Here is a 3,661-nt window from a genome sequence, read left to right as displayed (position 1 = left end):
GCTTCTGCTGTATTGAGCGCTTGAGAAAAGACATACACACCGATAGGAATGCCAGCAGAGGATGCACCGGTCAAATATGTAGAATAATTCGGATCTTCGCGTAAATCACCTGTTTTTGTGCCGCGGAAGGCGACACGAAGAAATGCAAAATCGACACCGTCTTTGCTGACGGCATTCCAGTTAATCGAACTATTCCAACTAGACACATCGATGCCGTTATATACCGTGTAGCCATCCGGCAAGGTATAATTTTGACCGGTAAAACGACTGTATTGGGTAGTAGAAGAGGCAAATACTTGACTGAATATATCGGAATCATAGGGAATAGATTCTGTGTGTGGTTGTTGTGGTTGTGCGGCGAACGCGGTGATAGAACCACAGATGCAGCAGGATAACAGGGCTGCAAGCAGTCGCTTGGATTTCATAAAGACACACCATCCTTTTCTGATTTAGAACAGTATGGCATAGACGATCGAAAAATGCAAGCGTTCGACAAAAAAAGAACAGCAGTGCGAGACTGCTGTTCGGGAAACTCTTGCATTAGTTCTGAGCGTTAGAATCAGACGATTTGGATGCATCATACTTTGCGGTTGCATTGAAAATATCCTCAATCTGATTCTTATAATAGATGCCGTCATGGTGCTGATCCGCAGCCATGATAACGACGACATACTGCGGTTCGTTGCTGGAATCCAGCAGAGAAGTTACAATCCATGCGTTGGTGCTCTTACCGGTCTGTGCGGTGCCGGTCTTTGCAGCAACGTGCCAACCCTGATCGCCATAATAGCCGAAGCCATAATGATCTGCGGCAACTTCCATGCAGGAGACAACCTGGTCTGCGGTTTCCTTTGAGGTGACTGTCGTCAGCTCTTCCGCAGAATCTTTATACGTATCATCCTTGGTGCCGTTTCCGGCGGTGACGGATTTAATCAAATACGGCTTGAGCATCGTGCCGTGGTTGACGATGGACTGACAAGCCATTGCCATGTACAGCGGCGTGACTTCGGTTCTGCCCTGGCCGAAGGCAATGGAGCCGACAACTTCATCGCGTCTGTCCTCAAAATCCAAATTTGAGGTCAGCGTGGTAAAATCCAACGGAATATCTTCGCCGAGCTTAAACTTGCGCAGGCTGGCTTCTAGATTGTCTGCCCCCATCTCCAATGCTTTGGTGATGAAGTACACGTTGGATGAGTTGCGGATAGCACCCTTCAAACCGATAGAGCCAAAGGAACGGCTGTCATAGTTTGTGATGGTCTGACCGTTCTTGAAGGTGTACGAACCACGGTCGTTGACGTTGGTGCCGTCTACGCCGTTATCGATAACCGCGCAAGCAGTGATGATTTTGAAGTCAGAACCCGGAGCAAAGGTTGATTTATACGCATTTGGCAAAAACAAACCGGTTTTCTGCGTGTATTCTGACCAATTATCCTCCAGGTCAGATTGGATAAAGCTTGGTGTCGATGCCATCGAGACGATTTCACCGGTCTTTGCATCAAGAACGACAGCGGCACCGTTTGCGATGTCAGAGATAGCGGAATAGGTTGCGGTCTGCAAATCGGTATCCAATGTGGTTTGCACGGTGTTGCCGACTTGCTTCTCGCCGGATTTGCATTTGCTGGAAATCAGCTGCGTATTAAAGGTCTTTTCCAGACCAAAGGTACCATATGACGGAGAATAATATCCGACGACAGTAGAAAATGCACGCTGCTTGGTTTCTCCGTCGATATAGCTGCGATAGCCGTTGGCTTTATTGGACCAGCTCAGCGGTGTGCCGTTGCGGTCTGTGATAGTACCGCGGATATAGGTGCGCTGTAAGGTTTCCTGACGGGCGGCCTCACGGCTTTCCGGATTACCGAGCGTCGTCCACACCAGACCGGCCGCGATTGCGATTGCGCAGATGAGAAACGCGCTTTGAATGCACTGTACGCGCTTTTTGAAGCTTGGAGTCATAACTGGTGTAATCCCTCCTTCCGTTCCACAGGTTTCCGGCGGAGATCACGAGGATCACCGCAATATTGATAAATGTTGCCATCAGGGAAGAACCGCCGCGAGAAATCAGCGGGAGCGTGATACCGGTCAGCGGCATCATGCCTGTGGAACCGCCGATGATAATAAACGCCTGAATGACCAGCTGCAAGCTCAGACCTGCGCTGACTGCCTGATGGTATCGGTCGCTGCAATGATAGTAGATGCGGCTGCCGCGAATGAGCAGCAGGCCGAAAATCACACAGATCATGACCGCAATAATTAGACCGCATCGCTCCGTCAAAGCAGGGAATACCATGTCGTTGGACGGATTGGACAGCGGCGTTGTTGTTGTGCTGCCAAACAGATTGGAATTGAGCAGTGCCTTGCGTCCCTGCAGGATCTGATAACCGGCACCCTGTGCGTCCTTCGCTGGGTCACGCCAGTAGATAAAACGATTGGCAATTTTCTGTACCTGATTGAGGACAAACTGCATCGGACCGAAGTCACTCTTGCCGCCGGTGATCTTGAGCAGAGACATACCGCAGGCAGCAGCTGCGGCACCTGCCGCAACGATGATTGCCGTGACAGAGGCAAATACCTTAATGTCCGGGACAAACAGGAAAATCATGCACAGGAACGTGCACAGAATGAGCAGGAAGGTACCAAACTCGCCCTGAATGCCCAAGAAACCGAGATTTACCAGCGTAAAGACAATCGCATACCAGATGCGCTTGCGTCCCGGCTTGTCCTTGGTACACAGCAGACCTGCCATGACGAGTACATAAATAATCTTGTTGAACTCGGATGGCTGGAGCGAAAAACCGGCGATATTGATCCAGTTTCGCACGCCGCCGCCGACAGCCTTACCGATGAGCAGCGTTGCCATATACAGAATGACAGACAGTACCATCAAAACGGCAATACCGGATGCCGAAGCGATAAACGGCGCGTGTTTGTATACGATGGCGGCAATGACTCCGGCAACGGCTGCCAGAGCATAAATGACCATCAGGGAAGTCGGCATCTCGTCCTGCTTGAGCAGCAGGCACTGAATCATGGTGCCGAATGTCAGTAGGATCGCAGTGTCCAAGAAAAACGGAACATCCGCGTGCATTCGATTGACGCACAGCCAGCCGCCATATGTGATGACCATCAGCGGGAGCATCATATAAATATAGGCTGTGCCTCGTCCAGAGATCTGAACCGTAAGAAGAGAAACCAGCTGGAACAGAATAAACAGTATCAGCATCTGGATGCCGAGGGACTTTTTACTCGCACGAGCCGGTCTCTGTGTTGTTCTCTGTACTTTTTTTGCTACTTTTTTCTTTTGTGCCATGGTAGCTTACATCACCTCCGAATATACTGTGTGTCATCGGATACGTCGTCCATCGCGCGTTCAATCTGCAGCACGGTTGTGCCGAGCTGAATGCGCTCACCGCCAACGATGACGATTTCAGAGCGCGGTACCTTGTTGACGATGGTTCCGTTCAGAGAACCGAGGTCGCGCAGGCATACCTGTCCGTTTTTGCGGAACAGCTCTGCATGTTGACGGGAAACGGTGGAGTCGGTGACAATCAAATCGTTGTCGTTGCGGCTGCCGATAGTAAACGGGTAGTGCGTTACCGGCACGCGACGACCCTGATACACGATGAAAAATTCCAGCGGGGTAGAAGAAGCTGCGCGAGCTGGAGCT

4 protein-coding genes are annotated in these 3,661 nt (G+C 50.7%); all 4 read right to left on the bottom strand.

What is annotated here, in order from left to right:
* On the bottom strand, positions 1 to 425 hold a 425-nt coding region (locus ACR0P9_RS09050; protein WP_432619383.1), incomplete at its 3' end, for a GH25 family lysozyme.
* 115 nt (positions 426 to 540) lie between these two features.
* The gene (locus ACR0P9_RS09045; RefSeq protein ID WP_432619381.1) at positions 541 to 1,950 is read right to left on the bottom strand and encodes a penicillin-binding transpeptidase domain-containing protein; all 1,410 of its coding nucleotides are present in this window, start codon (positions 1,948 to 1,950) and stop codon (positions 541 to 543) included.
* Positions 1,850 to 3,304 (bottom strand): FtsW/RodA/SpoVE family cell cycle protein, encoded by a 1,455-nt coding sequence (locus ACR0P9_RS09040; protein WP_432619379.1) that lies wholly within the window; start codon positions 3,302 to 3,304, stop codon positions 1,850 to 1,852. Before ACR0P9_RS09040 ends, ACR0P9_RS09045 begins: the two co-directional genes overlap by 101 nt.
* 11 nt (positions 3,305 to 3,315) lie before the next feature.
* On the bottom strand, positions 3,316 to 3,661 hold a 346-nt coding region (locus ACR0P9_RS09035; protein WP_432619377.1), incomplete at its 5' end, for an FHA domain-containing protein.

It is taken from the genome of Butyricicoccus sp. (assembly GCF_050872565.1).
In the GTDB taxonomy this organism is placed as follows: Bacteria; Bacillota; Clostridia; order Oscillospirales; family Butyricicoccaceae; genus Butyricicoccus_A.
The sequence above is the reverse complement of the archived record's forward strand: the minus strand, read 5'-3'. Positions and strand labels throughout refer to the sequence as shown.